Raw genomic sequence first — 26,790 nt, 5'->3', positions numbered from 1 at the left:
GGGCGACAAGTAGCCTCGCCGCATGACCGAGGTCGAGTGCGACGTCGTCGTCCTGGGCCTCGGGCCGGGTGGCGAGCACGTCGCGATCAAGCTGGGCCGGGCCGGCCTGGACGTCGTGGGTATCGAGGACCGTCTCGTCGGCGGCGAGTGCCCGTACTACGGCTGCGTCCCCTCCAAGATGATGATCGCCGCCGCACACGCCGTGGCGGCGGCCAGGCGCGTGCCCGAGTTCGGCGGCACCGCGACCGTCACGCCGGACTGGGGTCCGGTGGCCCAGCGGATCCGCGACGAGGCCACCGACGACTGGGACGACGCCGTCGCCGTCAAGCGACTCGAGGACAACGGCGGGCGGTTCCACCGCGGCCGCGGCGTCCTGGACGGTCCCGGTCGGGTGCGCGTCGGCGAGACGACGTACGTCGCCCGCTCGGGCGTCGTCCTCAACACCGGCACCGCGCCCGCGGCGCCGCCGATCGACGGCCTCCAGGGCACGCCGTACTGGACGAACCGCGACGCCGTCGCGGTCACCGAGCTGCCGGGCTCCCTCGTGGTGCTGGGCGGGGGGCCGATCGGGTGTGAGTTCGCCCAGGTCTTCGCGCGCTTCGGGGTCCGGGTGACCGTCGTGGAGGTGGCCGACCGGCTGGTCGCCATCGAGGAGCCGGAGGCGTCCGAGCTCCTCACGAAGGCGTTCGAGGCCGAGGGGATCGAGGTCCGCACCGGCGCGACGGTGCGGTCGGTCGGGTACGGCGACGACGGCTTCACCCTCGACCTCGGGGACGAGAAGGTGACCGCCGACAAGCTCCTCGTCGCGGCCGGCCGCAAGGCCAACCTGGACTTCATCGGCCTGGACACCGTCGGGCTGGGCGACGACCTCAAGGTCGTGGAGACCGACGAGCGCATGCGTGTCCGTCGAGGCGCCTCGTCCCCCGACTCCTCAGGAACCACCGTCGAGAAGCTCTGGGCAGTCGGCGACATCACCGGCAAGGGCGCCTTCACGCACGTCTCGATGTACCAGGGCGCCGTCGCGATCCGCGACATCCTCGGGCAGGACGGCCCGTGGGCCGACTACCGGGCGGTGCCACGGGTGACGTTCACGTCGCCCGAGGTGGCCTCGGTCGGACAGAGCGAGAAGGCCGCGCGGGACGCCGGTGTCGACGTGGCCACCGCCACGGGTGACCTGGGCGCGCGCGGGTGGCTGGCCAAGGAGACGGGGTTGGTCAAGCTGGTCGCCGACAAGAAGCGCGGCGTGCTCGTCGGAGGCTGCGTGGTGGGGGAGTCCGGCGGCGAGATCCTGTCGATGCTGGAGGCCGCGGTGCACGCCGAGATCCCCGTGACGACGCTGCGCACCATGCACTTCGCGTACCCGACGTACCACCGCGCCCTGGAGCACGCGCTCAACGGGCTCGACCTGTAACCGCGTGAGACCCCTGGTGCCGAAGTGACGCAGGGTCTTTACTGTGAGAGCAGCCCCCCACTCGGAAGGAGCCTGACATGGCCCCGGACCATGCCCGACTCACCGCGATCCCCACCCAGCCCGCTCCTCCGGAGGAGGAGCCGCAGCCGGCGTCGCGACGGCACGCGGAGACGCGGCGCGCCAGCGCGGGGGAGTTCCTGCACCGCCGCGAGGGCGCCGTGGAGCGCCGTCCCGCTGCCTGGGGCTGGCGCGGTGCGATGAACCGGTGGAGCGGCGGGCTGGTGCAGCCGCAGCCGTCCCGCGCGGAGCGCCGGCACGAGGAGGAGCGGGCCGCGGTGCAGCGCGAGTTCGGTGGCCCGCGGACGATCGCGTTCCTCAACCCCAAGGGCGGCGCCGCGAAGACGACCAGTGTCCTGGCTGCCGGGTACACGTTCGGCACGGTCCGCGGCGGCGGCGTGGTCGCCTGGGACAACAACGAGACGCGCGGCACGCTCGGCATCCGCGCACTGCGCCCGTCGATGGGTGGGGGCCACGACAACACGACCCGCGAGCTGCTCGACGAGCTGCCCCGGTTCACCGGTGCCGAGGCGCGGATCGGTGACCTGGCGTCGTACGTCCGCTCCCAGGGTGACGCGCACTTCGACGTGCTGGCCTCCGACGAGCGGCCGGGCGTCACCGGCACGATCCGCGCGCAGGACTTCACCGACGTGCACCGGCTGCTCGAGCGCTTCTACCGGCTCGTGCTCGTGGACACCGGCAACAACATGCGCGCCGAGAACTGGCTGGCCGCTGCCGAGGCCGCCGACCTGCTCGTGGTGACGAGCACGGTGCGCGAGGACACCGGGTACTCCGGCCTCTGGATGCTCGACGCGCTGGCCGAGGCGGGGTACCCGAACCTCAAGTACAAGACGGTCGCGGTGCTCTCCGACCCCTCCGACCGCGTCGACGAGGGGCTGGTGCGCGACCTGGTCGAGGTCTACGGCCAGCGCACCCGTGGGGTCTACCGGGTCCCGTTCGACCCGGCTCTGGTGACCGGCTCGGTGCTGCCGTACCGCGACCTCACCAAGGGCACCCGCCAGGCCTGGCTGACCGCGTGCGCGGGGATGGCGACGGCGCTCTGAGCGCAGACGTCCGGGGCCGGTCGAAGGCCCGGCTGGCAGACTGGCGCCATGAGCATGACGCCTGGCCTGCCCCGCAACGCGGCCAACCCGCTGCGCCTGGAGTTCCCGCAGTCGCTGGCCGTGTACGACGACTACGCGTCCGCGCAGAAGGCCGTCGACTTCCTCTCCGACAAGGAGTTCCCGGTCGAGAACTGCATGATCGTCGGGACCGACCTCAAGCGGGTCGAGCGGATCACCGGGCGGCTCACGACCGGCCGCGTCGCCCTCGGCGGCCTGGTCTCCGGCGTCTGGCTCGGCCTGTTCATCGGCCTGGTCTTCGCGCTGTTCACCGACCAGGGCGCGCTCGCCGTGATCATCTCGACGATGGTCATCGGCGCCCTGTTCGGCGTGGTCTGGGCACTGGTCGGGTACGCCGCGACGCGCGGCCAGCGCGACTTCTCCTCCGTCACGTCGGTCGTCGCGACCAAGTACGAAGTGCTGGTCGAGCACAAGGTCGCCGCCCAGGCCCGCGAGCTGCTGGCCCAGCTGCCGGGCGCTACGCCCAACCCGTTCGCCTGACCGGCGCCCCGCCTGATCCCCCGGACCGCGCGACGGGTTTACGTCAGCACTAGTCGTGCGTCGTGCAGCCGCTCGTACGCCGGGCGGCAGGCCGCCGCGACCGCCTCGCCCGCCGCGTCCAGGTGGACGTCGCGGGGTCGGTACGGCTCGAAGCCGGTCGACGCCCACACGGCGTCGTACCAGTGCGGTGCCCAGACCCCGTCGCTGTCGCGCGGCCCCGAAGGCCACGCCAGCATCCGGTCGGTGAACCCGATCCCGAGCCAGTCGCAGAGCCATCTCAGGTACGACTCCGGGTCGCGCAGGAAGTCAGCGGCGTCGATGACGGGCACTAGCTCCCCTGATGGGCCGAGCTCGTCCAGCAGCCGGCCCTGCTGCAGGATGCCGATGTCCTCGGGCTCGCAGACCTCACGCGACCGCAGGTACGACGCGACCACCTCGTCCGGCGTGCGGATCAGCAGCACGTTGCGCAGGGGCCGCGCCCACGAGAGGTCGTCCTCGGGGAGCAGGTGGTGGGTCATGTGCTTGACGTACTGCACCGCGATGCCGTCCGGCAGGGGAGCGGCCAGCCCGGCCACGACCTCGGAGGGATCGGTCGGCTGGGCGGCGAGCACGTCCTCACGCCCGGGGTGGTCGCCCCGGGAGCCGGTGGTGCGGGCGAGGTACGCCGCGTAGAACGGCTCGTCGACCACGACGGTGTCCGGGCGGTTCTCCCAGGCCCGCATCATCGCGGTGGAGATGTTGCGGGGCCCTGACCACATGCCCACGCGGACGGTCATGCCCGCGCCGCCACGTCGGCGCGCAGCAGCTCGCCGTACAGGCCCTGCAGCCGCTCCACGACCGGGCCGCGCTTGCCGGTGCCGATGGTGCGGCCGTCGATCGTGTGGACCGGGACCACGCCGGCGAAGGTGCCGGTCACGAACGCCTCGGAGGCGGAGTACACGTCGGTCAGGCTGAACGTCGTCTCGCGCGCGGTGATGCCGTTCTCGCGGCAGACGCGGAGCACGTTGCTGCGGGTGATGCCGCCGAGGCAGAACCGGCCGTCGCTCGTCCAGACCTGTGACTCCCCGTCGCGCTCGACCACGCAGAAGAAGTGCGTGCTGTTGCAGGTCGCCACGAACCCGTGCGGGTCGAGCATCAGCGCCTCGTCGGCGCCGGCGGTGTAGGCCTGGATGCACGCCTGGATGTCGTTGAGCTTGGAGTGCGCGTTGAGCTTGGGGTCGAGGGTGTCCGGCGTCGCGCGGCGCACGTGCGTGGTGAACAGCGTGATCCCGTCGGTGATCGTCGCCGGGGTCGCCTCCTTGTGCTCGGCGATGATCACCACGGTGGCCGGACCGACGGTGGCGCGCGGGTCCTGGTACGGCGTCGACTTCACGCCGCGCGTCACCATCAGCCGGAGGTGGACGCCGTCGGTCATGTCGTTGCCGCGGATGGTGTCGTAGATCGCCGCGGTCAGCGCGTCGCGGCTCATGCCGACGTCGAGCATCAGCGCCTTGGCGCCCTCGAAGAGCCGGTCCAGGTGGAGGTCGAGGAACGCCGGATGGCCGTTCGCGACCCTGATGCCCTCCCACACGCCGTCGCCCAGCACGAAGCCGGAGTCGAAGACGGACACCACGGCCTGGGCGCGGGGCTTCAGCTCCCCGTTGACCCAGATCAGGATGTCGTCGTTGCGCGGGTCGTCGGCGCTGTGCTGGGTCCCGGTGGCCATGTGCCGATCAAACCAGCCCGCTCACCGCCTCGATCGCCGCGTCGACCTGCTCGGGGGTGGTGGCGATCGAGGGACCCAGGCGGAGGTACGACGTGCGGTACGGCGTGGCGCTGGCCACGATGCCCTGGTCGCGCAGCTCGAGCACGGCGTTGGCCGGCATCAACCCCTCCACGTCGAGGCAGACGATGCCCGCCGAGACGGCCGGGTCCTGCGGGGTGATGACCGTGATCCGGTCGGCCTCCTGGAGGCCCTCCTTGAGCCGGGTGGCCTGGGCGACGGTCCGCGCGACGACGGCCTTGCGGGTGATCCGGCGCTGGATCCGGAACGCGTCGGCCATCGCCCAGCGGTGCTCGAAGGCCTTGTAGCCGCCGGGCGTCAGCCGGGCGCCGTCCTCGAAGCCGTCGAAGGACGGGATGAGCTCGGTCAGCGGCCCGAAGCTCCTCGCCCAGAGGATGCCGGTGCCACGTGGCCCGAACAGCCACTTGTGGGTGCCGGCCGCGAGGAGGTCGCAGCCGAGGTCCGGCAGGTCGACGTCGACCGCCGCGAAGCCGTGCACTCCGTCGACGCACAGGAGCGCGCGGCCGTCGAGGGCGTCGGCGATCTCGCGGATCGGCAGCCGGACCCCGGTCGAGGAGTGCACCCAGGTGACCGCGACGACCTTGGTACGAGCGGTCACGCCCTTCATCAGCCGGTCGACCATCTCGTCGACCGAGGCCCTCCACGGGTCGTCGTACAGCGTGACCCGCTTGACCGTGGCCCCCGTGCGCAGCTCCAGCAGCCGGAGCGCGTCCTCGGTCGAGAAGAAGTCGTGGGTCGTGGACACCACCTCGTCGCCGGGGGACAGGGACAGGCCGCCGTACATGTGGGCGATGCCCATCGTCGTCGAGTCGGTGAGGGCGTACTCGCCCGGCGCGCCACCCGCGAAGCCGGCGGCCTCGTCGCGGACGGCGTCCTCACGGTCGATCCCCTGGAAGAGCGCGCCCTCGGTGTCGAACGCCAGCTCGTCGCGGTAGCCGGCGATGGCCGCGTCCAGCTCCTGGGTGTGCGGCGAGAGCACGAACGCCGCGAACTGGGCGAGGCTCGGGTCGAGGGGGAACTGGGCACGGACGTCGTCCCAGTCGGTGGGGTCCCAGTCGCTCGGCGCCGGGGCACCGGTGGGACTGGTCGAGGCCTTCGAGACCTGCGACTGCGGGGTCGCGGAGGTGTCGTCGTCGCAGGCGGTCAGCCCGAGGGCGGCGACCGAGGCGAGGCCGGCGCCGAGGACGGTACGGCGGGTGGGTGCGGGCACCCGCTCATCGTGCGGGCGGGCGCCGACACCGACAAGCACGACGAGGTCTCAGGTGCGAGTGGCTCCCCAGCCCTGCCACTGCTCGACGACGATCCGCGCGGAGAACCGTCGCGAGGTGCGGTTGCGGTAGGGCTGCCCGCGGTAGTGCTGCGAGAGCCGGTCGATGTCGACCAGGCCGACGTCCTCGGTGACGCCGTCGACGGTGCCGTTGACCGAGACGTGGGTGTACCAGTCGTCGGCCAACGCCGTCAGCGCGATCCGCGGGTCGCGGCGCAGGTGCTTCACCCGGACCCGGCTGTGGTCCATGTTGACCAGGATCCGGCCGTCGTCCTCGAGCAGGTACCAGGTGGCCACCGTCACCGGCATCCCGTCGGAACGCAGCGTCGCCACCACGGCGGGCAGCGGCCGGCTGAGCAGCTCACGGACGTCGTCGGGGAACGGGGGCCTGGCCATGGGGCCACCTTAGGAAGACGCGCCACGTGCCGATCCCGCCGTACCTCGCGACCGCTGTTAGAGTCACCGCGCCAAGTAGTTCTGGCGACATCCTTTAACGAGCCGTCCCGTGAGGCGGAGAAGGAGGTCAGGCGGCCTGTGTGCGCCCAACCTGCAGCCCAGCACGACCACGAGGACGACGGATCCAGAACCGTCCTCGACGCCCGTGACATCACCCGGGCCCTCACCCGCATCTCCCACGAGATCCTCGAGCGCAACCGCGGGGCCAGCGACCTCGTGCTGCTCGGGATCCCGAGCCGCGGCGTACCGCTCGCCGAGCGGATCGCCGAGCGGATGGCCTCCGTCGAGGGCGTCCAGGTGCCGGTCGGGTCGCTCGACGTGACGATGTACCGCGACGACCTGCGGCTCAAGCCGGCCCGGACCCTGATGCCCACCGAGATCCCGCCGGGCGGCATCGACGGCAAGGTCGTGGTGCTCGTCGACGACGTCCTGTACTCCGGCCGCACCATCCGCGCGGCCCTCGACGCGATCACCGAGGTGGGCCGCCCCAAGGGCGTCCAGCTCGCGGTCCTCGTCGACCGGGGGCACCGTGAGCTGCCGATCCGCGCCGACTTCGTCGGCAAGAACCTGCCGACCTCGCTCGCCGAGCGGGTGCGCGTGAGCCTGGAGCCGCACGACGGCGTGGACGCCGTCCAGATCCTGGAGACCACCCCCACCCACGGCAAGGAGGCCGCCCGATGAAGCGACACCTGCTCAGCGCGGCGGACCTGACCCGCGAGGACGCCGAGCTCGTCCTCAGCACGGCCGACGAGATGCGCTCGCTGGCCGACCGGCCCATCAAGAAGCTGCCCGCCCTGCGCGGCCGCACGGTGGTGAACCTCTTCTTCGAGGACTCCACCCGCACGCGCATCTCCTTCGAGGCCGCCGCGAAGCGACTGAGCGCGGACGTCATCAACTTCTCCGCCAAGGGCTCGTCGCTCTCCAAGGGCGAGTCGCTCAAGGACACCGCCCTCACCCTGGAGGCGATGGGCGCGGACGCGGTCGTGATCCGGCACGGCGCCAGCGGCGCCCCGCACCGACTCGCGCACTCCGGCTGGGTGCGGTCCTCGGTGGTGAACGCCGGCGACGGCACCCACGAGCACCCGACCCAGGCCCTGCTCGACGCCTTCACCATGTGGCGCCACCTCGGGCCGCGCAACGGCGGCACCCTGGACGGCCAGCGCATCGCGATCGTCGGCGACGTGCTGCACTCACGGGTCGCCCGCTCCAACGCGCTGCTGCTCCGCACACTCGGCGCCGAGGTCACCCTGGTCGCGCCGCCGACGCTGCTGCCGGTCGGCGTGGACACCTGGGGAGTGGAGACGTCCTACGACCTCGACGGGGTCATCCCGAAGGCCGACGCGGTGATGATGCTGCGCGTCCAGCGGGAGCGCATGAACGGCGGGTTCTTCCCCACGGCCCGCGAGTACTCCCGCCGCTACGGCCTCGACGGCCGGCGGATGGCCACGCTGCAGGACCACACGATCGTCATGCACCCCGGCCCGATGGTCCGCGGCATGGAGATCACCGCCGACGTCGCCGACTCCGACCGCTCGGTGATCGTCGAGCAGGTCACCAACGGCGTCGCCGTCCGGATGGCCGTCCTGTACCTGCTGCTCGGCGGCTCCGAGCCCGCCCACACCGAGGGAGACGACCTGTGACCACCCACCTGATCAAGGGCGTCTCGGTCCTCGGCGGTACGCCGACCGACCTGGTCATCCGGGACGGCGTGATCGCCTCCGGGCCGGCCGAGGGGGTCGAGGAGGTCATCGAGGCCGAGGGCCTCATCGCCCTGCCCGGCCTGGTCGACCTGCACACCCACCTGCGCGAGCCGGGCCGCGAGGACGCCGAGACCGTCGAGACCGGCACGCAGGCCGCCGCGATCGGGGGCTTCACGGCGGTGCACGCCATGGCCAACACCGAGCCGGTGGCCGACACCGCCGGTGTCGTCGAGCAGGTCTGGCGGCTGGGCCGCGAGGCGGGCTACTGCGACGTGTACCCGATCGGCGCCGTCACGGTGGGGCTGGCCGGCGAGAAGATCGCCGAGCTCGGCGCGATGGCCGACTCGGCCGCTCGCGTCCGGGTGTTCTCCGACGACGGCCACTGCGTCAGCGACCCGTTGCTGATGCGGCGGGCCCTGGAGTACGTCAAGGCGTTCGACGGAGTGATCGCCCAGCACTCGCAGGAGCCGCGGCTCACCGAGGGCGCCCAGATGAACGAGGGCGAGCTGTCCGGCCGCCTCGGTCTGGCGGGCTGGCCGGCCGTCGCGGAGGAGGCGATCATCGCCCGCGACTGCCTGCTCGCCGCTCACGTCGGCTCCCGGCTGCACGTGTGCCACGTCTCCACGGCGGGGTCGGTCGAGCTGATCCGCCAGGCCAAGGAGAAGGGCTGGAACGTCACCGCCGAGGTCACCCCGCACCACCTGCTGCTGACCGACGAGCTGGCGGCGACCTACGACCCGCTCTACAAGGTCAACCCGCCGCTGCGCTCGGCCTCGGACGTCGAGGCGCTGCGGGCCGGCCTGGCCGACGGCACGATCGACATCGTCGCGACCGACCATGCGCCACACCCGCACGAGGACAAGGACTGCGAGTGGGCGGCCGCCGCGTTCGGCATGCTCGGCCTGGAGACGGCGCTCTCGGTCGTCCAGCAGACGATGGTCGACACCGGCCTGCTCGACTGGGCCGGCGTCGCGGAGCGGATGTCCTACGCACCCGCACGGATCGGCCGGCTGGCCGACCACGGCCGCCCGCTCGAGGACGGTGCACCGGCGAACATCGTGCTGTACGACCCTAAGGCCACCCGCGTCGTCGACGGCTCCGAGACGGCCTCGCTGTCGCGCAACACGCCGTACGCCGGCCGCGAGCTGCCCGGTCGGGTCGTGGCCACGTTCCTGCGCGGAAAGGCGACGGTGCTGGACGGCAAGTTGCAGTAGGCTGGTGCGCATCATGTGGATCCACGCCTGACCCGACTCGCGTCCGCGGACTGAACCCTTTCCTGGGGGCCCGGCGAGTCCTCTGCTCAGAGTCAGGACTCCCGCATGCAACCGGTCGTGATCACCGACCTCACCGTCGCCTACCGTGACCGCACCGTCCTCGACGGGGTCGACCTCGTCTCCCAACCGGGCCGCCGCATCGGTCTGGTCGGCGAGAACGGCGCCGGCAAGTCGACGCTCCTCCGCGCGGTCGCGGGGCGGCTGCCGGCGACCGCGCGTCTCGCGGGCACCGTCGAGGCACCGGCCGACCTCGTGCTGCTCGGCCAGGAGCCGCCGTTCAAGGACGACCGCACGATCGGTGAGGTGCTCGCGGCGACCCTGAAGCCGCTGCGCGACGCCGTACGCCGCGTCGAGGAGCTCGCCGGCGACCTCCACGACGAGGCCGCGCAGGCGGCGTACGCCGCGGCGCTGGAGCACGCGGTCGACCACGACGCCTGGGACGCGGACCGGTGGGCCGAGGTGGCCGCCCAGGAGCTCGGCCTCGGCGCCCTCGAACCGACGAGGAGGATCGGCACCCTCTCGGGCGGCCAACGGACGCGCCTGGCGCTGGCCACGGTGATGACCACGCGGCCCGCCTGCCTGCTGCTCGACGAGCCGACCAACCATCTCGACGACGACGCGATCGAGGTGCTGACGACGTTCCTGCTCGGCCTGCCCGGCGTGGTGCTGCTGGCCAGCCACGACCGGGTGCTGCTCGACGACGTCTGCACCGACCTGGTCGACCTGGACCCGACGGCGTTCGGGACCGACGGACTGGGTGGGAGGCGGTTCGGCGGCGGGTGGACGGAGTACGTCGCGGCCCGGGAGGACGCCCGGCGGCGCTGGGAGCAGACCTACGACGAGCAGCAGGACGAGCTCGACCGCCTCCGCGCGGCGACCAGGATCGGCACCGGCGCCATCGCGCACAACCGCGGTCCGACGGACAACGACAAGTTCATCTACAAGTTCAAGGGCGCCAAGGTCGAGAGCACGCTCGCCCGTCGCAAGAAGGACGCGGCACGCCGGCTCGATGCCGCCGAGCGCGACCAGGTCCGCAAGCCGCCCAGGCAGCTGACCTTCGACACCGCGCTGGCGGAAGGGAGCCGCAACGGCCGCGTCGTCCAGGTCCGCGACCTCGTCGTCCCCGGCCGCCTCGCCCTCGACCGGCTCGACGTCGAGGCCGGCGAGCACGTCCTGGTCACCGGCCCGAACGGCTCGGGCAAGTCGACGCTCCTCGCCGTGCTGGCCGGCCGCCTGTCGCCGGCCTCCGGCGAGGCGTCGGTCAGCGGGCGCGTCGCCGAGCTCGCCCAGGACGTCGTCTTCCCCGACCCGTCCCGGAAGGTGGCCGACGTGTACGCCGACGCGGTCACCGGCCTCGACGACGCGCCCGCGCTGCGCGACCTCGGCCTGGTGCACCCGCGCGACCACCACCGAGCGGTGGGACTGCTGTCCGTCGGGCAGCGCCGACGGCTCGGGCTCGCGGTCGCCGTCGCGCAGGCGCCGGACCTGATGCTGCTCGACGAGCCGACCAACCACCTGTCCCCGGCGCTGGCCGGCGAGATCGAGGAGGCCCTGGGCCGCAGCCCGGGCGCGGTCGTCGTCGCCTCCCACGACCGGTGGCTCCGGCGGCGCTGGCAGGGGTCCGTGCACGCGCTCTCCGGCGGACAGGGCTAGCGTCGGGAGACGTGGGGGACGTGACCGACTGGCTGCTGACGCACGAGGAGCGCGACAACGACGCGACCCGCCTCGACGACCTCGGCGCCTGGTGGGAGGGCAACCTCGCCCGGCCGCTGATCGACGGCGCGACGTACTTCCGCGAGCTGCACGAGCGGCTCCAGGCGACCCGGCCGGGCGACCTGGTCCTCTTCACCGACTGGCAGGGCGACGCCGACGAGCTCCTCGTCGCCGACGACCCCGACAGTGCCGTCGTGGAGGTCCTGGCCCGCGCCGACGAGCGCGGCGTCGACGTCCGCGGTCTCATCTGGCGCTCGCACTGGGACAAGGTCGGCTTCTTCGCCCGCGAGAACCGCACCCTCGGCGAGCAGCTCCAGCAGCGAGGCGCCGAAGCCCTCCTCGACATGCGCGTGCGCAACGGCGGCTCGCACCACCAGAAGTTCGTGGTCATCCGGCACCGGGACGACCCCGGCCGCGACATCGCGTACGTCGGCGGCATCGACCTCGCCCACTCGCGCCGCGACGACCACCGTCATCTCGGCGACCCGCAGTCGCAGCCGCTGAGCCAGGAGTACGGCGACCGCCCGCCCTGGCACGACGCGATGGTCGCGATCACCGGTCCGGCCGTGCACGCGGTCGAGACGGTCTTCCGCGAGCGGTGGGAGGACCCGGCGCCGCTGAGCCGCCGGCCCGACTACTGGCTGATGGACAAGATCCGGCGCCTGGATCGCACGCCGGACCCGCTGCCGGACCAGCAGCCGCCGCCCCCGCCGGTGGAGGGCGGCACGCACGTCGTCCAGCTGCTGCGCACCTACCCGAACCTCCGCCAGGCCCGCGACTACCCGTTCGCGCCGGGAGGGGAGCGCAGCGTCGCCCTGGGCTACGCGAAGGCGGCCAAGCGCAGCCGCCGGCTGATCTACGTGGAGGACCAGTACTTCTGGGGCAACGAGATCGCCTCCACCTTCCTGGACTCCCTGGTCGAGAACCCGGGACTCCACATCGTGTGCGTGCTGCCGCTGTACCCCGACCTCGAGGGCTCGTCACGCACCCCGCAGCTGCTCGGCCGGCAGCGCGCCATCCGCGACCTGATGGAGGCGGCTCCGGGGCGGGTGGCGGCGTACGGCCTGGAGAACGACGCCGGCACGCCCATCTACGTGCACGCCAAGCTCTGCGTGATGGACGACGTGTGGTGCACGACCGGGTCGGACAACTTCAACCGGCGATCGTGGACCCACGACTCCGAGCTGACCGCGGCGATCGTGGACCGGGCCGACGGCTCCACGAGCCCCTACGCGCAGGCGCTCCGCCTCCGGCTGGCCGCCGAGCACCTCGGCCGGCTCGACCGCGTCCTGGCCGGCGAGGACCTGGCCGACGTGGTGGCCGACTGCCTGGACCCGCACGACATGGTGACGGCGTACGCCGCGTGTGCCGACGCCCTCGAGACCTGGCACGCAGGCGGGCGCGTCGGCCCGCGGCCGCCCGGGCAGCTGCGCCGGCTGGACGTCCCCGACCTCGCACGGCCGACCCGGATCTGGGCCAGGCTGCCGCTGCGGGTCGTGCAGGACCCCGACGGCCGACCGTGGCGGCTGCGGAAGAGCCGCCGGTTCTAGACCCCTGTCAACGCAAAGATTGCGCACCGGCCCTCGATCCTCCGGAGGACCTCGGGTTAGGTTGACGGCCGTGACGAACCCTGTGACGACCCGCAGCACGCTTCGTGCCTCGCTCGCCATCGTCGCCGCGGCCACCGCCGCCGGCACGCTGGCCGCCTCCCTGGTCTGGGCACCCACCTCCACGGCCAAGCCGCCCACCGGCAGCACCACGCCGAAGGCCTGGGTGTTCATGGTCAACCCCGTCCAGTCGAGCAACGACCAGGACCTGGCCGACGACAAGGACGCCAGGTCGGCGGTCCCGATGTCGGCGTACGCGACCGTCCCGCTGGCCAACCTCGACGGCTCCGGCTACCTCCGTGGCAGGTGGGCCTACGTCGAGTCGGCGACGGGCAGGCCGGCGTACTCCGACAAGGGCGAGTACTTCTACACCCGCGACCAGGACCAGTTCGAGCAGGTGATGGCGTACTTCTGGGTCGACCGGGCGCAGACCTACCTCCAGTCGCTCGGCTTCGACGACATCGTGCACCAGCCCTTCCACGTGAAGGTGGGGCAGTACGGCGGCGACAACAGCTACCAGACCGACAAGCCGTACCGGATCCGGATCGGCAAGGGCGGTGTCGACGACGGCGAGGACGCCGAGGTGATCGTGCACGAGTACGGCCACGCCGTGCACGCCTCCCAGGTGCCCGGCTTCGGCTCCGGCCTGGACGCCGGCTCGATCGGCGAGGCGTTCGGCGACTACCTCGCCGTGAGCGTGGGCCTGGACGCCGCCGACCAGTTCGGCTGGCCGGTGGCCGCCGACCCGTCGTGCCCGATGGACTGGGACTCCACGTCCTACACCGACGAGGTCCCGCACTGCATCCGCAGCTTCCACACCGACCTGACGGTGGCCAAGCGCGAGAACGAGGTGCACGCCGACGGCCAGATCTGGGCCCAGGCCCTGTGGGAGATCCGGGAGTTCTACGCCGCGCACGGCAAGACCACGCGCGCGTGGGACACCACGCTGATCTCCTCGCAGTACGACTACGCGCCCGACACGACCTTCTCGGCGGCCGCGAGGACGACGTACCTGAAGGCCGTCGAGCTCGACGGCCCGACCTTCGCCGACGCGGTGAAGGCCCGGTTCGCAGCCCGGGGCATCACCTTCTGACGGCGGGCCGACGGTGAGGACGATCGTCGTCACCGGCGCCACCGCGGGGATCGGGCGGGAGGCGTCGCTCCAGCTCGCGGCCGACGGGCACCACCTGGTGCTCGTCGGCCGGAACCCCGAACGGCTGGAGGCCGCCGAGGACGCCGTACGCCGCGCGGGTGCCGCCCGCGTGGACGCGCACCGCGCCGACTTCGCGTCGCTGGAGTCGGTGCGCGAGCTCGCCCGCGACCTGCTGGAGAGGTACGAGCAGATCGACGTGCTGGTCGACAACGCCGGCACGGTCCACGCGCGCCGAACATTGACCGAGGATGGGATCGAGGCGACGTTCCAGGTCAACCACCTCGGCGGGTACCTGCTGACCGAGCTGCTCAAGTGTCGCCTGGTCTCGTCGGCGCCGTCGCGGGTGGTGATCACCTCCTCGGCCGGTCACTACCGGGGCACCCTCGACCTCGCCGACGTCGGGTTCGAGCGGGGCGGGTACTCGATCATGAACGCCTACGCCCGCTCCAAGCTGGCCAACGTGCTGTACGCCCGGTCGCTGGCGGCCGAGCTGGCGTCGTCGGGCGTCACGGTCAACGCCGTCCACCCCGGTGCCGTCGCGACCGACATCTGGTCCGGTGCGCCGTGGTACGCGCGACCGGTCCTCGCCCTGGCCAAGCTGCGGATGCTCTCGCCCGCCGAGGGCGGCCGCACCCTGGCCCACCTGGCCGTCTCGCCGGACGTCGAGGGGATGACGGGGGAGTACGTCGACCGGTTCACGGCGCGTCCTCCCTCGGCCCTCGCCCAGGACGACGAGCTGGCCGCCATGCTGGTCAAGGAGAGTGCGCGCCTGGTCGGTCTGCCCGCCGGCTAGGAGGTGTGGCCGTGGGTGCCAGTAATCGCGCGATCGCGCCGGAATTGCAGATCTCGGCTCGCGAATCCTGCAGTAACCGCGCGATCGCGCGATATTCCGGACCCCAGCAAGCTCAGAGGCCGGCGACCACCCGGCGTACCGCGTCCACGGTGCGGGCGACGTCGGCCTCGGTGGTGGACCAGTTGGAGACCGCGCAGCGCTGGACGGCGCGGCCGTGCCAGACGGCGGGGGTGACCACGCACGTACCGTCCGCGAGCAGGCGGCGGCCCGCCTCCGAGGTCCGCTCGTCGGTGGCGAGCCGGAACATCACCTGGGTGAAGACGACGTCGTTGACGACCTCGACCTCGTCGATCTCCTCGAAGCCCTTGGCCAGCATCCCCGCGGTGGCGCAGAGGCGGTCGACGAGCGCGGCCACGCCGTCGCGGCCGAGCGAGCGCAGCGCGGCCCACACCGCGAAGCCGCGGGCCCTCCGGGAGAACTCCGGCACCCGCTCCATCGGGTCGCCGGCGGCGCCGATCAGGTAGTCGGTCTCCACGCCGAACCCGGCCGCCAGCGCGGTCGGGTCGCGCACGATCGCCAGCCCCGAGTCGTAGGGCACGTTCAGCGTCTTGTGCGCGTCGGTCGCCCACGAGTCGGCGGCGTCCAAGCCGAGAGTGAGGTGTCGGTACGACGGGGACGCAGCCGCCCACAGCCCGAAGGCGCCGTCGACGTGCACCCACGCGTCGTACCTCCGGGCCACCGGGACCGCGGCGGCGAAGTCGTCGAAGGCGCCGGTGTGCACCTCGCCGGCCTGCAGGCACACGATGGCCGGGCCCTCGCCGGCCGCCAGCGCGGCCTCGAGGCTCGGTGTCGAGACCCGTCCCTCGCCGTCGGTGTCCACCTCGACCACGGAGTCCTGGCCGAGGCCGAGGTACCGGACAGCGCGGTCGACGGTGTCGTGGCGGTACCGCCCGACCACGACCCGTACCCGCGGTGCCTCGAAGAGCCCGCGCGCCGCGACGTCCCAGCCCGCCCGCGCCAGGACGGAGTGGCGGGCGGCGGACAGGCAGGAGTAGTTCGCCATCATCCCGCCGGTCACGAAACCGACGGTCGACCCCGCCGGCAGACCGAGGGTGTCGACCGCCCAGCGCCCGGCGACCACCTCGACCGCGGCCGCGGCGGGCGTGAGGGAGTTGATGCCGGCGTTCTGGTCCCAGACTCCGGTCAGCAGGTCGGCGCCGCGGGCGGCCGGCAGGGCGCCGCCGATCACGAACCCGAAGAACCGCGGCCCGACGTTCCCGGACAGCCCCACGTCCGCGGTCGCGGCGAGCTCCTCGACGACGGCGACCGGGTCGGCACCCTCGTCGGGCAGGGCGCCGTCGAAGGCCGCCAGCATCTCGTCGAAGGTCGCTCGCGGCCACACCGGCCGCTCGTCGAGCCCGGCGAGGAACTCCTCGGCGATCCGCTGGGCTGCGCGCAGAGCGCGGACGTGGTCGTCGGGCGGCACGAGCCGACGCTAGTCCTCCGGGGTGGTCCCGTCAGGAGGTGTCCTGAGTAGGGTCCGAGCATGCAGCCACTCGGGGCGCAGCAGGTCGTGGTGATGGGCGTCAGCGGCGTCGGGAAGAGCACCGTCGCCAAGGGCCTCTCCACGGTGCTCGGCTGGACGTACGCCGAGGGCGACGCCTTCCACTCCGAGGCCAACGTCGCCAAGATGGCGGCCGGCCACCCGCTGACCGACGAGGACCGGTGGCCGTGGCTGCGCAGCATCGGCGCCTGGATGTCCGGGCAGGTCGCGGCCGGTCAGCCGTCCGTCGTCACGTGCTCGGCCCTCCGGAGGTCCTACCGCGACCTCCTCCGCGACGGGCGTCCCGAGGTCCGCTTCTGCCACTTGGTCGGCGGGGAGTCGCTGGTCGCCGACCGGATGAGCCACCGTCGTGATCACTACATGCCGACCTCCTTGCTGCACAGCCAGTACGACACCCTCGAGCCGCTCGACCCGGACGAGCCCGGCGTCGAGGTGACCATCGAGGGCAGCGCCGCCGAGGTCATCGAGCGCGCCCTCGCGGCCCTGGACCTGCACGTGCCAGCCGACCCCGATGACGAAGGAGAACGTCCGTGATCGCTCTCGCCGCCCCGCTCACCGACGCGGGCAACACCCAGCTGGTCATCGCCGCGATCCTCGGCATCGCGACGGTCGTCCTGCTGATCACGCTGGCGAAGCTGCACCCGTTCATCGCGCTGATGCTGGGCGCAGCCGTGATGGGCGGCGTCGCCGCCGTCGCGCCGCTCGACATCGTCACCAGCTTCACCACTGGGTTCGGCACCACCATGGGCACGGTCGGCATCCTCATCGCCCTGGGCGCGATGGTCGGCAAGCTGCTGGCCGACTCCGGCGGCAGCGACACCATCGTGAACACGATCATCGGCAAGGTCGGCGCCCGTGGCCTGCCGTGGGCGATGGCGCTGATCGCGGCCATCCTCGGCCTGCCGCTGTTCTTCGAGGTCGGCGTGGTGCTGCTCGTCCCCGTCGTCCTCCTGGTGGCCCGACGCCTCGACATCCCGGTCATGCGCGTGGGGATCCCCGCCTTGGCCGGCCTCTCGATCCTGCACGGCCTGGTGCCGCCGCACCCCGGCCCGCTGGTGGCCATCGACGCGGTCGGCGCCGACCTCGGCCGCACCCTGCTCTTCGGCCTGATCGTGGCCGTGCCCACGCTGGTCGTGTGCGGCCCGCTGCTGGCCAGGTTCGTCGAGCAGTGGGTCCCGGTGCCGGCCGTGGCGGCGCCCGGGGGCGCCGACCCGGACCTCGGCGGGGACCGTGAGGACCGCCGTACGACGGAGACCGAGCCCGTCACCCGGCGACCGGGCTTCGCCGCGGCGATCGTCAGCATCACCCTGCCCGTGGTGCTGATGCTCATCCGCGCCATCGTCGAGCTGGTCGTCGACGACCCGGAGAACGGCGCCCAGAAGTTCTTCGACTTCATCGGCACGCCGGCGGTCGCGCTGCTCGCGGCGGTGCTGGTGGCGATGTTCGCGCTGGGCTTCGGCACGGGCATGAACCGCGAGCAGGTCGAGAAGTCCCTCGGATCGGGGCTCCCGACCATCGCGGGCATCCTGCTGATCGTCGCCGCGGGTGGCGGCTTCAAGCAGATGCTGGTGGACTCCGGCGTGGCGAACGTGATCGGTGACTGGGCCGCGGGCTCGGGCCTGTCGATCCTGGTGCTGGGCTGGCTGGTCGCGGTCGGCGTCCGGCTCGCGACCGGCTCGGCCACGGTCGCGACCATCACCGCCGGCGGCATCGTCAGCGGAATCGCGGCGGACCTCGGCACCAACGACCTGTCCCTGCTCGTGCTGGCGATCGGCTGCGGCTCGCTGTTCTTCAGCCACGTGAACGACGCCGGGTTCTGGCTGGTCAAGGAGTACTTCGGCCTGACGATCGGCCAGACCATCAAGTCGTGGTCGGTGATGGAGACGGCGATCTCGGTCGTCGGTCTCGTGTGCGTGTTGCTGCTCAACCTGGTGGTGTGAGCGCGCTGTCTCGAGACCAGCGCTGGTAGGGTCGGGCCCGATCCGATCGACATCCTTTAACGATCCGTCCCGTGAGGCGGAGAAGGAGGTCCGGCACTCGATGCCTGCGCCTGCACGTGCCCACACCCCGGCGCTGCTCGTCCTCGAGGACGGCCGCACCTTCCGCGGGGACTCCTACGGAGCCCCGGGAGAGACCTTCGGCGAGGCGGTCTTCTCCACCGGCATGTCCGGCTACCAGGAGACGCTCACCGACCCCTCGTACCACCGCCAGGTCGTCGTGATGACCGCCCCGCACGTCGGCAACACCGGCATGAACGACGAGGACCCGGAGTCCTCGAGGATCTGGGTCGCCGGGTACGTCGTCCGCGACCCCGCCCGCCGTCCCTCCTCGTGGCGCTCCCAGCGGTCCCTCGACGACGCGCTGCGCGACCAGGGCGTGGTCGGCATCAGCGGCATCGACACCCGCGCCCTGACCCGTCACCTGCGCGACCGCGGCGCCATGCGCGTCGGGATCTCCTCGACCGAGACGTCTCCCGACGCCCTGCTCCAGCGGGTGCGGGAGTCGTCGCAGATGTCCGGCGCGAACCTCTCCGACGAGGTGAGCACGAACGAGGCCTACGTCGTCCCGGCGGCGGGGGAGAAGCGGTTCACCGTGGCAGCCCTCGACCTCGGCATCAAGGCCAACACCCCGCGGATGATGGCCCAGCGGGGGATCGAGACCCACGTGCTCCCCGCCACCGCGTCCCTGGACGACGTGCTGGCCACCCAGCCCGACGGCCTGTTCTTCTCCAACGGCCCCGGCGACCCGGCCGCGACCACCAGCCAGGTCGAGGTGCTCCAGGGGGCGCTCGAGCGCGGCCTCCCGTACTTCGGCATCTGCTTCGGCAACCAGCTCTTCGGCCGCGCCCTCGGGTTCGGCACCTACAAGCTGACCTACGGCCACCGCGGCATCAACCAGCCGGTGATGGACCGCACCACCGGCAAGGTCGAGGTCACCGCGCACAACCACGGCTTCGCGGTCGACGCCCCGCTGGACGGCAGCACGCCGACGCCCTTCGGCGTGGCCACCGTCTCCCACGTCTGCCTCAACGACGACGTGGTCGAGGGCCTGGAGCTGCGGGACGACGCAGGAACGCTGAAGGCGTTCTCCGTCCAGTACCACCCGGAAGCCGCCGCCGGCCCGCACGACGCGGCGTACCTCTTCGACCGCTTCGTGTCGTTGATCGAGGAGGGACGAAGTCCCGTCACGAGATCTCCGGAGGCGCCGGCGGACCCCTCACCGGGTCTCGTGACAGGCGCTGGCGCGCCTTCCTCGACCACCGGAGGGGACGCCTGATGCCGAAGCGCACCGACATCCAGAGCGTCCTGGTCATCGGGTCCGGCCCGATCGTCATCGGCCAGGCCTGCGAGTTCGACTACTCCGGCACCCAGGCGTGCCGCGTGCTGCGCGCCGAGGGCATCCGGGTGGTCCTGGTGAACTCCAACCCGGCCACGATCATGACCGACCCGGAGTTCGCGGACGCGACGTACGTCGAGCCGATCACCCCCGACTTCGTCGAGCAGGTCATCGCCAAGGAGCGCCCCGACGCGCTGCTGGCCACCCTCGGCGGCCAGACCGCGCTCAACTGCGCGGTGGCGCTGGCCGAGCGGGGGATCCTCGAGAAGTACGGCGTCGAGCTGATCGGCGCCTCCATCGAGGCCATCGACCGCGGCGAGAACCGCCAGCAGTTCAAGCAGATCGTCGAGGGCCTGGGCGGCGAGGTCGCGAAGTCGGTCATCTGCCACACGCTGGAGGACTGCCTGGGCGCGGCCGGTGAGCTCGGCTACCCGATGGTCGTCCGTCCCAGCTTCACCATGGGCGGGGTCGGGTCGGGGATGGCGTACGACGAGGAGGGACTGCGCCGCATCGCCGGTGCCGGCCTGGCCGCCAGCCCGACCACCGAGGTGCTCCTGGAGGAGTCGATCATCGGCTGGAAGGAGTACGAGCTCGAGGTCATGCGGGACCGCAAGGACAACGTGGTCATCGTCTGCTCGATCGAGAACCTCGACCCGATGGGCGTGCACACCGGCGACTCGATCACCGTCGCGCCGGCGATGACGCTGACCGACCGCGAGTACCAGCACCTGCGCGACCTCTCCATCGGCATCATCCGCGCGGTCGGCGTGGACACCGGCGGCTGCAACATCCAGTTCGCGGTCAACCCGCGCGACGGCCGCGTCGTGGTGATCGAGATGAACCCGCGGGTGTCCCGCTCCAGTGCGCTGGCCTCCAAGGCGACCGGCTTCCCGATCGCCAAGATCGCGGCCAAGGTGGCGATCGGCTACACGCTCGACGAGATCCCCAACGACATCACCACCCGAGAAGACGGGCAGAGCACCCCGGCGTCCTTCGAGCCCACGCTGGACTACGTCGTGGTCAAGGTGCCGCGGTTCGCCTTCGAGAAGTTCCCGGCCGCCGACCCGGTGCTGACCACGCACATGAAGTCGGTCGGCGAGGCGATGGCCATCGGCCGCAACTTCACCGAGGCCCTGCAGAAGGCGCTGCGGTCCCTGGAGGCGCCGTCATCCGGTCCCGGGTCCGCCGTCTTCGACTGGCACCAGGAGTGGGTCGAGCTGGACAAGGACGAGATCCTGGCGCGCGCCCGGGTCCCGCACGACGGCCGGCTCAAGGACGTCATGGACGCCATCCGCGCCGGCGCGACGGCCGAGGAGATCTTCGACGCGACCGCGATCGACCCGTGGTTCGTCGACCAGCTGGTGCTCATCAACGAGGTCGCGGCCGAGGTCACCGCCGCCCCCGAGCTCACTCCCGAGCTGCTGCGGCTGGCCAAGCGGCACGGCTTCTCCGACCTCCAGATCGGCAAGATCCGCGGGATGACCGCCGACGTCGTCCGCGGCGTCCGGCACGCCCTGGGCATCCGGCCGGTCTACAAGACGGTCGACACCTGCGCGGCGGAGTTCGCCGCGGCCACGCCGTACCACTACTCCTCCTACGACGAGGAGACCGAGGTCGCGCCCCGCGAGAAGGCGGCCGTCATCATCCTGGGCAGCGGCCCGAACCGGATCGGCCAGGGCATCGAGTTCGACTACTCGTGCGTGCACGCGTCACTGGCGCTCGGCAACAGTGACAACGGGGGCGCCGGCTACGAGACCGTGATGGTCAACTGCAACCCCGAGACCGTCTCGACCGACTACGACACCTCCGACCGCCTGTACTTCGAGCCGCTCACGCTCGAGGACGTGCTCGAGGTCGTGCACGCCGAGCGGCAGGCCGGCCCGATCGCCGGCGTGATCTGCCAGCTCGGCGGCCAGACACCGCTCGGGCTGGCCCAGGGTCTGGCGGACGCCGGCGTGCCCATCGTCGGCACCCCGCCCGAGGCGATCCACCTCGCCGAGGAGCGGGGCGCGTTCGGCCGGGTGCTCGCCGAGGCCGGCCTGAACGCACCCACCCACGGCATGGCGTCGTCGTACGACGAGGCGGCGGCGATCGCGGCCGGGATCGGGTACCCGGTGCTCGTGCGCCCGTCGTACGTGCTCGGTGGCCGGGGCATGGAGATCGTGTACGACGACGAGGCGCTGGAGGGGTACATCGCCCGCGCCACGGCGATCAGTCCGGAGCACCCGGTGCTGGTCGACCGGTTCATCGACGACGCGGTCGAGATCGACGTGGACGCGCTGTTCGACGGCCAGGACCTCTTCCTCGGCGGGGTGATGGAGCACATCGAGGAGGCCGGCATCCACTCCGGCGACTCGGCGTGCGCGCTGCCGCCGATCACCCTGGGTGCGCGCGAGATCGAGCGGATCCGCGAGGCCACCGAGGCCATCGCCCGCGGCGTCGGCGTGCTCGGCCTCATCAACATCCAGTTCGCGCTCGGCGCGGACGTGCTCTACGTCCTCGAGGCCAACCCGCGCGCGAGCCGCACCGTGCCGTTCGTGTCCAAGGCGACGGCGACGCCGTTGGCCAAGGCCGCGGCCCGGATCATGCTCGGCGACTCGATCAAGGCGCTGCGCGACGAAGGCATGCTCCCCGCCGAGGGAGACGGCGGCACGTTGCCGGCCGACGCCCCGATCGCGGTCAAGGAGGCGGTGATGCCGTTCAACAGGTTCCGCCGCCCTGACGGCAGAGGAGTGGACACCGTGCTCGGCCCCGAGATGCGCTCGACCGGCGAGGTGATGGGCCTGGACGCCGACTTCGGGCGGGCGTTCAGCAAGGCCCAGACCGCGGCGTTCGGCTCGCTCCCGACCAGTGGCCGGGTCTTCGTGTCGATGGCCAACCGCGACAAGCGGTCGATGATCTTCCCGGTGAAGGTGCTGGCCGACCTCGGCTTCGAGATCCTGGCCACCCAGGGCACCGCCGAGGTGCTGCGCCGCAACGGCGTGCAGGCGACCGTGGTGCGCAAGCACTTCGACGGTCCCGGCCCCAACGGCGAGAAGACGACCGTCCAGATGATCACCGACGGCGAGATCGACCTGGTGATCAACACCCCGCACGGCTCGTCGGGCTCCGGCGGGTCGGTCCGCGTCGACGGCTACGAGATCCGCACGGCGTCCGTCGGCGCCGACATCCCGTGCATCACCACCGTCCAGGGCCTGGGCGCGGCGGTGCAGGGCATCGAGGCCCGCATCCGCGGCGACATCGGGGTGCGGTCGCTGCAGGACTGGGCCCGCGGTCGGGAGCGATGACCACGTACCAGGCACTCTTCGACCATTTCCTCACCCGCATCGACGCCGAGCGCGCGCACCATCTCGGCTTCGCGGGCATCCGTTCGGCCCGCCTCGCCACCCGCCTCTACCCCGGCCCCTCGACGCGGCCGGTCAACGCCCTCGGCCTGACGTTCCCCTCGGCGCTGGGCCTGGCGGCGGGGTTCGACAAGAACGCCGTCGGCGTCGACGCGCTCGCGGCCCTCGGGTTCGGGCACGTCGAGGTCGGCACGGTGACGGGCGAGGCGCAGCCGGGCAACCCCCGGCCGCGGCTGTTCCGGCTGCCCGCCGACCGGGCCATCGTCAACCGGATGGGATTCAACAACGACGGGGCCGAGACGGTGGCCGCGCGGCTCGCGGAGCGGGCCAAGCACCGACACAGTCCCGTCGTGCTCGGCGTGAACATCGGCAAGACCAAGGTCGTGCCCGAGGACGACGAGGCCGCGGTCCTGGCCGACTACATGAAGTCCGCGCGGCTGCTCAGCCCGTACGCCGACTACCTGGTCGTCAACGTCAGCTCGCCCAACACCCCGGGGCTGCGCAGTCTGCAGGCGGTCGACAGGCTGGGGCCGCTCCTCGAGGGCGTGCGAGGCGTGGCCGACGTACCTCTCCTCGTCAAGATCGCCCCCGACCTCGCCGACGACGACGTGCTCGCCGTCGCCCGGCTAGCGCTGGAGCTGCGGCTGGACGGCATCATCGCGACGAACACGACCGTCTCGCGCGAGGGCCTGCGGACACCGGCCGCCGACGTCGAGGCGGCCGGCGCCGGCGGTATCTCCGGGTCCCCGGTGGCCGCGCGGTCGCGCGAGGTGCTCCGTCTCCTCCACGACGCCGTGGGGCACGACCTGGTGCTCGTCTCGGTCGGCGGCATCACCGCCCCGGAGGAGGCGCGCGAGCGCCTCGACGCCGGGGCCACGCTCGTCCAGGCCTACACCGGCTTCGTGTACGGCGGGCCGTGGTGGCCGCGCCGCATCGCCTCCGCCCTCGCCCACCCTCAGGAGTGACCGCATGACCTTCGGATCCCGCCTGCACCACGCGGTCAGCGAGCGCGGCCCGCTGTGCTCCGGCATCGACCCGCACGCCGCGCTGCTGCACGAGTGGGGCCTGCCCGACAGCGTGGAGGGCCTGGAGTCCTTCGCGCTCGGAGCCACGGAGGCCCTGGCCGCCGAGTGCGCGGTGGTCAAGCCGCAGTCGGCGTTCTACGAGCGGTTCGGCAGCCGGGGCGTCGCGGTGCTCGAGCAGGTGATCGCGACAGCCCGTGAGGCCGGCGCCCTCGTGCTGCTCGACGTGAAGCGCGGGGACATCGGGTCGACGAGCGAGGCGTACGCCGACGCGTACCTCGACCCGGCCAGCCCGATCGCCGCCGACGCGATCACCGTCAGCCCGTACCTGGGCTTCGGCTCCCTGGAGCCCTTCGTCGACGCCGCGCGCAAGCACGACGCCGGCCTGTTCGTGCTGGCCCGTACCTCCAACAAGGAGGCCCCCGAGGTCCAGGACGCCCGCGGGGACGACGGCCGGACGGTCACCGCGACCATGCTCGACCACCTCCGCCACCTCAACGCCGGTGCGGCACCCCTCGGCTCCTTCGGCGCCGTCGTCGGCGCGACGATCGGCTCGAGCTCGGACGACTTCGCGTTCAACGGTCCGGTCCTCGCGCCCGGGTACGGCGCCCAGGGAGGTACGACGGCCGACCTGCCGCGCATCTTCGGCGCCGCCCTCCCGAACGTCCTGCCCAGCTCCTCGCGCGAGCTCCTCCGCGCCGGCCCGTCGGCGTCCGCCATGCGCGACGCGGCCCGGCGCACGAACGACGAGCTGCGTGCGCTTCTCGCCCAGGGGCGGTGAGTGAGTGTCGGTCTCAGCCCTGGAAAGCGACACCCACGCACCGCCGGACCGGAGAAACCGACCCACATGCACCGCCGCCCTGGCCGCGGTCGCGCTGGCCCTCACGCTGCTGTCCGGCTGCGGGGGAGGCGACGACTACTGCGACGCGGTGCAGTCGAACCAGGCCAAGCTGACCGACGTCACCGCGTCAGCGACCCCCGGCGCCCTGCTCCAGGCCCTGCCGATCTTCCGCGACCTCTCCGCCGACGCGCCCGACGACATCCAGGACGACTGGAAGGCGCTCCTCGACCCGCTCCAGGAGCTCGACGACGCGCTGCACGCCGCGGGCATCGACCCGGCGACGTACGACGGCAAACAGCTGCCCGACGACCTCACCGACGACCAGCGCACCCGCGTCGAGGACGCCGCCGCGGCGCTCCTCGCGCCGTCGGTGGTCCAGGCGTTCGACAGCGTCCAACAGCAGGCCAAGGACGTGTGCCACACGCCGCTCAGCCTCTGATCCCGCTCTGTTGTTGGCCCCGGCCGGCAGCTCGGCCGGATTGCTGACCCGTCGCCAACCTGACTAGATTGGCCCGGTTCGCACGCCCAGCCGAGCTGGTTCCCTGAAAAGGAAGTTCTGTGGCCCTTCCTCCTCTGACTCCCGAACAGCGACAGGCAGCGCTCGACAAGGCGGCCGCCTCGCGGAGGGAGCGGGCGGAGGTCAAGAACCGGCTGAAGAACTCCGGTGCCTCCATCGTCGACGTGCTCCACGAGGGCCAGCGCAACGAGGTCATCGGCAAGATGCGGGTCGTCGACCTGCTCCAGTCCATGCCGGGCCTCGGCAAGGTCCGGGCGCGTCAGATGATGGAGCGCCTCGGCATCGCCGAGAGCCGCCGCGTGCGCGGGCTGGGCGTCAACCAGGTGGCCGCGCTCGAGCGCGAGTTCGCCCAGGACTGAGCCATGACGACTGACGGGGCCGAGTGACCCGCTCCCGACTCGCCGTCCTCGCGGGACCGACCGCTGTCGGCAAGGGGACCGTCGCGGCCGACGTGCGCCGCAACCACCCCGAGATCTGGATCTCCGTCTCGGCGACCACCCGCGCTCCCCGACCCGGCGAGGTCAACGGGGTGCACTACTGGTTCGTCTCCGACGAGGAGTTCGACCGGATGGTCGACGACGACGAGCTCCTCGAGTGGGCGGTGGTCCACCAGGCGGCGCGGTACGGCACCCCGCGCGGCCCGGTCGAGCAGGCGCTGGCCGAGGGCCGGGCGGCGCTGCTGGAGATCGACCTCCAGGGCGCACGGCAGGTACGGCGCACGATGCCGGACGCTCTCTTCGTGTTCCTGGCCCCGCCCTCGTGGGAGGAGCTGGTCCGCCGGCTGGTCGGCCGCGGCACCGAGACCGAGGAGGAGCGAGAGCGCCGGCTGCAGACGGCACACGCCGAGCTGGCGGCCGAGGAGGAGTTCGACGCCACGGTCGTCAACCACGAAGTTCACGCTGCTGCGGAGGAGTTGGTAGCCTTGATCTGTTCTGAGGTCGCGGACCGCTAACGCGCGACCCTCTTCTAGCTCCTGTGAGGCTTCCGCGTGTCTGCTCCCAACATCGCCGCCGAGGGTGTCACCAACCCGTCGATCGACGACCTGCTGACCAAGACCGACAGCAAGTACAAGCTGGTGCTCTACAGCGCCAAGCGCGCCCGCCAGATCAACGCCTACTACTCCCAGCTCGGCGAGGGCCTGCTGGAGTACGTCGGCCCGCTGGTCGACACCCACGTCCAGGAGAAGCCGCTGTCGATCGCGCTCCGCGAGATCAACGAGGACCTGCTGACGTGCGAGGACATCGACCCCGCCGAGATCGCCGCCGAGGAGGAGGCCCGCGCGGCCGCCACCCTCGACGACAACTTCGGCGAGTAGCACCGGCGAACGAGC

Annotated in this window: 25 protein-coding genes; 20 read left to right on the top strand and 5 right to left on the bottom strand. The window is 72.1% G+C overall.

The window, feature by feature from the left end:
* The first annotated feature begins 22 nt into the window (after positions 1–22).
* From ISU07_RS09215 to ISU07_RS09205, 3 genes are all read left to right on the top strand, one after another.
* A complete protein-coding gene (locus ISU07_RS09215) occupies positions 23–1,411 on the top strand; it encodes a dihydrolipoyl dehydrogenase family protein (RefSeq protein WP_194706498.1) in 1,389 nt (462 codons plus the stop codon).
* A gap of 77 nt (positions 1,412–1,488) precedes the next feature.
* Positions 1,489–2,532: a hypothetical protein gene (locus ISU07_RS09210; protein WP_194706497.1), complete on the top strand. Its 1,044-nt coding sequence runs from the start codon at positions 1,489–1,491 to the stop codon at positions 2,530–2,532.
* A gap of 48 nt (positions 2,533–2,580) precedes the next feature.
* A complete protein-coding gene (locus tag ISU07_RS09205) occupies positions 2,581–3,090 on the top strand; it encodes a general stress protein (protein ID WP_407671399.1) in 510 nt (169 codons plus the stop codon).
* Positions 3,091–3,128: 38 nt separating this feature from the next.
* On the opposite strand, the gene ISU07_RS09200 is transcribed toward ISU07_RS09205, so the two are convergent.
* From ISU07_RS09200 to ISU07_RS09185, 4 genes are read right to left on the bottom strand one after another with little or no spacing between them, the layout of a single operon-like run.
* The gene (locus ISU07_RS09200; protein ID WP_194706496.1) at positions 3,129–3,866 is read right to left on the bottom strand and encodes a sulfotransferase-like domain-containing protein; all 738 of its coding nucleotides are present in this window, start codon (positions 3,864–3,866) and stop codon (positions 3,129–3,131) included.
* The gene (locus tag ISU07_RS09195; protein WP_194706495.1) at positions 3,863–4,795 is read right to left on the bottom strand and encodes an aminotransferase class IV; all 933 of its coding nucleotides are present in this window, start codon (positions 4,793–4,795) and stop codon (positions 3,863–3,865) included. The genes ISU07_RS09200 and ISU07_RS09195 overlap by 4 nt, the downstream gene beginning before the upstream one ends.
* Before the next feature lie 7 nt (positions 4,796–4,802).
* Positions 4,803–6,083 carry an aminotransferase class V-fold PLP-dependent enzyme gene (locus ISU07_RS09190; protein ID WP_194706494.1) on the bottom strand — a complete coding sequence of 427 codons (1,281 nt, stop codon included), beginning with the start codon at positions 6,081–6,083 and terminating at the stop codon, positions 4,803–4,805.
* Between the two features lie 48 nt (positions 6,084–6,131).
* Complete coding sequence (locus ISU07_RS09185; protein WP_194706493.1) at positions 6,132–6,536, bottom strand: TIGR03618 family F420-dependent PPOX class oxidoreductase; 405 nt, start codon at positions 6,534–6,536, stop codon at positions 6,132–6,134.
* A 138-nt stretch (positions 6,537–6,674) separates the two neighbouring features.
* On the opposite strand from ISU07_RS09185, the gene pyrR reads away from it, so the two are divergent.
* From pyrR to ISU07_RS09150, 7 genes are all read left to right on the top strand, one after another.
* The gene (gene pyrR, locus ISU07_RS09180) at positions 6,675–7,277 is read left to right on the top strand and encodes a bifunctional pyr operon transcriptional regulator/uracil phosphoribosyltransferase PyrR (protein WP_194706492.1); all 603 of its coding nucleotides are present in this window, start codon (positions 6,675–6,677) and stop codon (positions 7,275–7,277) included.
* On the top strand, positions 7,274–8,236 hold the full coding sequence (locus tag ISU07_RS09175; protein ID WP_194706491.1) for an aspartate carbamoyltransferase catalytic subunit: 963 nt from the start codon (positions 7,274–7,276) through the stop codon (positions 8,234–8,236). The genes pyrR and ISU07_RS09175 overlap by 4 nt, the downstream gene beginning before the upstream one ends.
* On the top strand, positions 8,233–9,510 hold the full coding sequence (locus tag ISU07_RS09170) for a dihydroorotase (protein ID WP_194706490.1): 1,278 nt from the start codon (positions 8,233–8,235) through the stop codon (positions 9,508–9,510). Before ISU07_RS09175 ends, ISU07_RS09170 begins: the two co-directional genes overlap by 4 nt.
* Positions 9,511–9,615: 105 nt before the next feature.
* Positions 9,616–11,223 (top strand): ABC-F family ATP-binding cassette domain-containing protein, encoded by a 1,608-nt coding sequence (locus ISU07_RS09165; protein ID WP_194706489.1) that lies wholly within the window; start codon positions 9,616–9,618, stop codon positions 11,221–11,223.
* A gap of 602 nt (positions 11,224–11,825) precedes the next feature.
* Positions 11,826–12,833: a phospholipase D-like domain-containing protein gene (locus ISU07_RS24745; protein ID WP_323742531.1), complete on the top strand. Its 1,008-nt coding sequence runs from the start codon at positions 11,826–11,828 to the stop codon at positions 12,831–12,833.
* A 70-nt stretch (positions 12,834–12,903) separates the two neighbouring features.
* The gene (locus tag ISU07_RS09155; RefSeq protein WP_323742515.1) at positions 12,904–13,983 is read left to right on the top strand and encodes a M36 family metallopeptidase; all 1,080 of its coding nucleotides are present in this window, start codon (positions 12,904–12,906) and stop codon (positions 13,981–13,983) included.
* A 13-nt stretch (positions 13,984–13,996) separates the two neighbouring features.
* Positions 13,997–14,836 carry an SDR family oxidoreductase gene (locus ISU07_RS09150; protein ID WP_194706487.1) on the top strand — a complete coding sequence of 280 codons (840 nt, stop codon included), beginning with the start codon at positions 13,997–13,999 and terminating at the stop codon, positions 14,834–14,836.
* Between the two features lie 112 nt (positions 14,837–14,948).
* Here the strand turns inward: ISU07_RS09150 and ISU07_RS09145 are convergent, their stop codons facing one another.
* Positions 14,949–16,322, bottom strand: a complete 1,374-nt coding sequence (locus ISU07_RS09145; RefSeq protein WP_323742514.1) for a pyridoxal phosphate-dependent decarboxylase family protein — start codon at positions 16,320–16,322, stop codon at positions 14,949–14,951.
* Between the two features lie 60 nt (positions 16,323–16,382).
* Here ISU07_RS09145 and ISU07_RS09140 point away from each other — a divergent pair, with 60 nt between their 5' ends.
* From ISU07_RS09140 to rpoZ, 10 genes are all read left to right on the top strand, one after another.
* Positions 16,383–16,934: a gluconokinase gene (locus ISU07_RS09140; protein ID WP_194706486.1), complete on the top strand. Its 552-nt coding sequence runs from the start codon at positions 16,383–16,385 to the stop codon at positions 16,932–16,934.
* The gene (locus ISU07_RS09135) at positions 16,931–18,340 is read left to right on the top strand and encodes a GntP family permease (RefSeq protein ID WP_194706485.1); all 1,410 of its coding nucleotides are present in this window, start codon (positions 16,931–16,933) and stop codon (positions 18,338–18,340) included. The genes ISU07_RS09140 and ISU07_RS09135 overlap by 4 nt, the downstream gene beginning before the upstream one ends.
* 100 nt (positions 18,341–18,440) lie before the next feature.
* Entirely contained in the window at positions 18,441–19,676 is a 1,236-nt protein-coding gene (carA, locus tag ISU07_RS09130; protein ID WP_194706484.1) for a glutamine-hydrolyzing carbamoyl-phosphate synthase small subunit, read from the top strand.
* Positions 19,676–23,023 carry a carbamoyl-phosphate synthase large subunit gene (gene carB / locus ISU07_RS09125; RefSeq protein WP_194706483.1) on the top strand — a complete coding sequence of 1,116 codons (3,348 nt, stop codon included), beginning with the start codon at positions 19,676–19,678 and terminating at the stop codon, positions 23,021–23,023. Before carA ends, carB begins: the two co-directional genes overlap by 1 nt.
* Positions 23,020–24,045 carry a quinone-dependent dihydroorotate dehydrogenase gene (locus ISU07_RS09120; RefSeq protein WP_194706482.1) on the top strand — a complete coding sequence of 342 codons (1,026 nt, stop codon included), beginning with the start codon at positions 23,020–23,022 and terminating at the stop codon, positions 24,043–24,045. The genes carB and ISU07_RS09120 overlap by 4 nt, the downstream gene beginning before the upstream one ends.
* A 4-nt stretch (positions 24,046–24,049) precedes the next feature.
* Complete coding sequence (gene pyrF, locus ISU07_RS09115) at positions 24,050–24,883, top strand: orotidine-5'-phosphate decarboxylase (protein ID WP_194706481.1); 834 nt, start codon at positions 24,050–24,052, stop codon at positions 24,881–24,883.
* A 4-nt stretch (positions 24,884–24,887) separates the two neighbouring features.
* Positions 24,888–25,382 carry a hypothetical protein gene (locus tag ISU07_RS09110; protein ID WP_194706480.1) on the top strand — a complete coding sequence of 165 codons (495 nt, stop codon included), beginning with the start codon at positions 24,888–24,890 and terminating at the stop codon, positions 25,380–25,382.
* 119 nt (positions 25,383–25,501) lie between these two features.
* Positions 25,502–25,819, top strand: coding sequence for an integration host factor, actinobacterial type (gene mihF, locus ISU07_RS09105; protein WP_194706479.1), 318 nt, complete (start codon positions 25,502–25,504; stop codon positions 25,817–25,819).
* 23 nt (positions 25,820–25,842) lie between these two features.
* On the top strand, positions 25,843–26,412 hold the full coding sequence (gene gmk, locus ISU07_RS09100) for a guanylate kinase (RefSeq protein WP_194706478.1): 570 nt from the start codon (positions 25,843–25,845) through the stop codon (positions 26,410–26,412).
* Positions 26,413–26,448: 36 nt separating this feature from the next.
* Positions 26,449–26,775, top strand: coding sequence for a DNA-directed RNA polymerase subunit omega (gene rpoZ / locus ISU07_RS09095; protein ID WP_194706477.1), 327 nt, complete (start codon positions 26,449–26,451; stop codon positions 26,773–26,775).
* Positions 26,776–26,790 lie beyond the last annotated feature (15 nt).

It is taken from the genome of Nocardioides islandensis (assembly GCF_015352455.1).
GTDB classification, from domain to species: domain Bacteria; phylum Actinomycetota; class Actinomycetes; order Propionibacteriales; family Nocardioidaceae; genus Nocardioides; species Nocardioides islandensis.
The sequence above is the reverse complement of the archived record's forward strand: the minus strand, read 5'-3'. Positions and strand labels throughout refer to the sequence as shown.

Excerpts from the sequence above, each read along its gene's own strand:
- ISU07_RS09120 (WP_194706482.1), top strand. The coding sequence starts at position 23,020 with ATGACCACGTACCAGGCACTCTTCGACCATTTCCTCACCCGCATCGAC.
- ISU07_RS09215 (WP_194706498.1), top strand. The coding sequence starts at position 23 with ATGACCGAGGTCGAGTGCGACGTCGTCGTCCTGGGCCTCGGGCCGGGT.
- pyrF (WP_194706481.1), top strand. The coding sequence starts at position 24,050 with ATGACCTTCGGATCCCGCCTGCACCACGCGGTCAGCGAGCGCGGCCCG.
- ISU07_RS09195 (WP_194706495.1), bottom strand. The coding sequence starts at position 4,795 with ATGGCCACCGGGACCCAGCACAGCGCCGACGACCCGCGCAACGACGAC.
- ISU07_RS09175 (WP_194706491.1), top strand. The coding sequence starts at position 7,274 with ATGAAGCGACACCTGCTCAGCGCGGCGGACCTGACCCGCGAGGACGCC.
- ISU07_RS09140 (WP_194706486.1), top strand. The coding sequence starts at position 16,383 with ATGCAGCCACTCGGGGCGCAGCAGGTCGTGGTGATGGGCGTCAGCGGC.
- carA (WP_194706484.1), top strand. The coding sequence starts at position 18,441 with ATGCCTGCGCCTGCACGTGCCCACACCCCGGCGCTGCTCGTCCTCGAG.
- ISU07_RS24745 (WP_323742531.1), top strand. The coding sequence starts at position 11,826 with ATGGTCGCGATCACCGGTCCGGCCGTGCACGCGGTCGAGACGGTCTTC.
- ISU07_RS09185 (WP_194706493.1), bottom strand. The coding sequence starts at position 6,536 with ATGGCCAGGCCCCCGTTCCCCGACGACGTCCGTGAGCTGCTCAGCCGG.
- carB (WP_194706483.1), top strand. The coding sequence starts at position 19,676 with ATGCCGAAGCGCACCGACATCCAGAGCGTCCTGGTCATCGGGTCCGGC.
- ISU07_RS09165 (WP_194706489.1), top strand. The coding sequence starts at position 9,616 with ATGCAACCGGTCGTGATCACCGACCTCACCGTCGCCTACCGTGACCGC.
- ISU07_RS09210 (WP_194706497.1), top strand. The coding sequence starts at position 1,489 with ATGGCCCCGGACCATGCCCGACTCACCGCGATCCCCACCCAGCCCGCT.
- ISU07_RS09200 (WP_194706496.1), bottom strand. The coding sequence starts at position 3,866 with ATGACCGTCCGCGTGGGCATGTGGTCAGGGCCCCGCAACATCTCCACC.
- ISU07_RS09205 (WP_407671399.1), top strand. The coding sequence starts at position 2,581 with ATGAGCATGACGCCTGGCCTGCCCCGCAACGCGGCCAACCCGCTGCGC.